This is a genomic window from Pseudoflavonifractor sp. MCC625, from assembly GCF_018784545.1.
In the GTDB taxonomy this organism is placed as follows: Bacteria; Bacillota; Clostridia; order Oscillospirales; family Oscillospiraceae; genus Pseudoflavonifractor_A; species Pseudoflavonifractor_A gallinarum.
The window spans coordinates 1-2,516 of the sequence record NZ_WQOJ01000019.1; the positions used below are offsets into that span (position 1 = coordinate 1).

A 2,516-nucleotide genomic window follows, 5' to 3' on the forward strand; every position below is an offset into this window, starting at 1 on the left:
TACAGGCGTATCTTGATAAGTACACCGGGAGCATGGTCTGCTCCAAGCAGCTCTATAAGGAAGCCTTGAACCATGCCTTTGACGAGCCGAAGCAATGGGAAATCCGGGAAATCAACGAGATTATGAACCAGTGCATTTCTGGCTGGCGGTACTTCCCGAACCCAAGAATGTTTTCCGAATATGGCAGACAAAAGGGCTGGGAGCGTGAAAACCCGGCAACGGACTCCGGCAACCCGTCTGAAAAAACGATGGACGGTTTTGTGGAGGTCACAGAACAGATGGAGCTTCCGTTCTGAAAATGGCAGCCCGTTGCACCCCCTGTTGCTATCCCGTTGCCGAGCCGGTTGCCGGGGAAAATCCCGAAACTATCGGCTTTTCTCCCCTATGACAACCAAAACAACAGAAAAATAAAAGAAAAGTATAAATAGTAACCATCGCCAGATTGAGATTGTTTGCAAGGTCTTTTGAAGCCCGTTGCCGGACTTCGTTGCCGACACCCTCTGTCTGGCTATTTTCATGTATGGAGGATAACTGCCTATGGCAAAAAACAAAACAGAGATTCATGTTACAACGGTATTTGACGGGGAACTGGACGCAACCGATGTGTTCGTCAGCCTGATTTCCCAGAAATACGGTAAGACAAATACGAAAGAATATCTTGCTAAAAGGAAAGATATGAGCTATAATGAAGATGAGGTTCAAAAGAGCCAGATACCGTCTGGATTGTGTGGGTAAATGGCTATGATGAACGAAATGGAATACAGAACAATCGGTTCGGCACTTGCCGGAGGGTATCGTGCAGCGGTCTATTGCAGGCTGTCAAAGGACGATGACCTGCAAGGCGAAAGTGCCAGTATCGCAAACCAGCGTGATATGCTGGAAAAATACTGCGAAAAGCAGGGATGGGAGGTTGTGGCAGTCTATCAGGACGATGGCTTCACAGGTCTTAATATGGAGCGTCCTGATTTACAGAGAATGTTGAGAGCCATTGAGCGCAGGCAAATCAACCTTGTCATCACGAAAGACCTCAGCCGACTGGGGCGTAACTATCTGCAAACCGGGCATTTGATTGAGGACTTTTTCCCAAGAAACGGTGTCCGCTATATCGCCATGAATGACGGTATCGACACCCTGCGGGATAACAACGATATTGCCCCGTTCAAGAATATCCTGAACGAGATGTACAGCAAGGATATTTCCAAGAAAGTCCATTCCTCTTATCTTCTGAAAGCGCAGAAAGGACAGTTTACCGGGTGTCTTGCCCCCTTTGGGTATCGGAAAGACCCAGAGGACAGAAACCATCTGCTCATTGACGAGGAAACCGCCCCGATTGTGCGGCTGATTTTCGGATATGCCCTGAACGGTCATGGTCCGAACTATATCCGCAGACGGCTGGAGGAAGAAAAAATCCCCTGCCCCACATGGTGGAACCGGGAACGGGGGCTTCGCAATACCCGCACCAAATGGGAAAAGAAAGACCCGGAAAACGGACGGTATATGTGGGACTTCTCCGTTATCAAAGACCTCTTGATGAATCCCGTCTACACCGGGGCGATTGCTTCCCAGAAAAAAGACTACCGTTTCAAAATCGGCACGATTGGAGAAAAGAAGCCGGAGGACTGGATTGTGGTGGAGGGACAGCATGAACCGCTGATTGACCGCATGAGCTTTGACATTGTGCAGAACAAGCTGAAATCCCGCCAGCGTCCGGGGCAGACCAATGAAATCAGCCTGTTTGCCGGACTGATAAAATGCGGCGAGTGTGGGAAGTCGCTGACGATACGCTACACAAACGCAAAACATCCCCAGCAGATTTATTCCTGCAAGACCTACAATGCCTTTGGAAAGAACCACTGCACCCAGCACCGGATTGACTATGACACCCTTTACAGCCATGTGCTGCGGAAAATCCGGGAATGTGCCAGAGCTGCCCTGATGGACGGGAAAGCGGTTGCCGACCGCCTGACTAATACCTGTGAAGCCGAGCAGCGGGAACAGCGGGAAGCAATGGAACGCTCCCTTACAAGGGACGAGGAACGGATTGAGGTTCTGGATAAAATGGTCATGCGGCTTTATGAGGATATGATTGCAGGGCGTATCAGTGAGCAGAATTTCAACACCATGCTGGAAAAGACACAGACCGAGCAAGCGGAGCTTAAAGCAAAAGTGTCCGAGGGCAGAAAGCGGCTGTCCGATGAAGTCCAGCTTGCCAATGACGCAAAACAATGGGTGGAAGCCATTCAGGAATACGCCAATATCACAGAGCTGGACGCAGCCACCCTCAACCGCTTAATCAAAGAAATCGTCGTGCATGAGCGCATTGACGAAGATAAAACAAGACACATTTCTATCGAAATTCATTTTAATCTCAAACCCATCCCGGAGGTGGAACAGGTCACTGCCTGACCTGTCCCGCCGGGACGGTTCTCTTAAAAACACCATATAGATTTTTTGTACGCCGCCGCCCGCCATCGAGCAGAGTTTTACACCTAATTGGGGATAAAACAGCTCATGGC

At 49.6% G+C, this 2,516-nt stretch carries 2 protein-coding genes and 1 pseudogene; all 3 read left to right on the top strand.

What is annotated here, in order from left to right; genetic code table 11:
• A pseudogene (locus GPK94_RS05845) lies at positions 1 to 296 on the top strand (virulence-associated protein E); the annotation flags it as partial.
• 241 nt (positions 297 to 537) lie between these two features.
• A complete protein-coding gene (locus GPK94_RS05850; protein WP_003020324.1) occupies positions 538 to 735 on the top strand; it encodes a hypothetical protein in 198 nt (65 codons plus the stop codon).
• Positions 736 to 2,406 (top strand): recombinase family protein, encoded by a 1,671-nt coding sequence (locus GPK94_RS05855; protein ID WP_007887864.1) that lies wholly within the window; start codon positions 736 to 738, stop codon positions 2,404 to 2,406.
• Positions 2,407 to 2,516: the final 110 nt, after the last annotated feature.